We start from the raw sequence: 1047 nt of genomic DNA, 5'->3' as shown, positions 1-1047 counted from the left end.
AAGGTGAATTATGCGAAGTTTGAGGGGTTGGTGGGGAAGATATGAATGATGGAGAGAAAACAATGATTGAAGCTGGTGACAAACTATGACGGATAACAAACTTCAATCTCTCACCGAGATATTCAATGAAAAATTTTTCCGAATCCCTGACTTTCAGAGAGGTTACTCTTGGCAAGAACCACAACTTAAGGACTTTTGGGATGATTTGACCAATTTAAAAGATGATAAAATTCATTACACGGGATTGTTAACCGTTGAAAAAATTGACAAGAAGGACGTTCAGAATATTGAAAAATGGCAAGACGACCTTTGGTTAATAGAAGGTGGTCTAACTGCTTACTATATCATTGACGGTCAACAACGATTAACTACCGCAATAATTTTTATCAACCAACTTTTAAAACAATTCAGGGCTGATGAATGGATTAACTTTAGGAAAAAAGATTTGTGGACAACGAAATTTCTATTTCAGCAATGTGACGAAATCTATAAATCGTACATATTCGGGTATGAGAAAGATAACCCAAGTGATGAATTTTTCAAAAGAAAGATTTTAGAGCAAGAATCTTCCACTGCGGGTGGAGTACCAGAGCGAACATTGTACACGGCTAATTTAAAATTTGCCGACGAGTTTTTTAAAAATAAATTTACCAATCTTGCTAAAGAGGAACTAGAAGTTTTATTTAAGAAAATCACCGGAAGATTCAAATTCAACTTGTATATGATTGATGACGAATTGGATGTGTACGTGACTTTTGAAACAATGAACAATAGGGGTAAACCTCTGTCCAATCTCGAACTCCTAAAAAACAGGTTGATTTACCTCACCACTCTTATTTACGAAGGTGAATCCACTCGAAATAAATTACGTAAGGACGTAAACGAAACGTGGAAAACAATTTATGAATACCTTGGAAAGAACAAAGATAACCCATTAGACGATGATGATTTCCTACGCAATCATTGGATAATGTATTTCAAGTACGACAGAAAGCAATCTGCGGCTTATGCTAAATTCCTTCTAAATGAAAAATTTACTTCCAAGAA

General features: G+C 35.1%; 1 protein-coding gene. It reads left to right on the top strand.

What is annotated here, in order from left to right; genetic code table 11:
• Positions 1-85: 85 nt before the first annotated feature.
• A partial coding sequence (locus U9P79_01860) for a DUF262 domain-containing protein (protein ID MEA2103374.1) occupies positions 86-1047 on the top strand: 962 nt, incomplete at its 3' end.

The organism is Candidatus Cloacimonadota bacterium, from assembly GCA_034661015.1.
Taxonomy (GTDB): Bacteria; Cloacimonadota; Cloacimonadia; order JGIOTU-2; family JGIOTU-2; genus JAYEKN01.
This window is presented reverse-complemented; position numbering and strand designations above follow the sequence as displayed.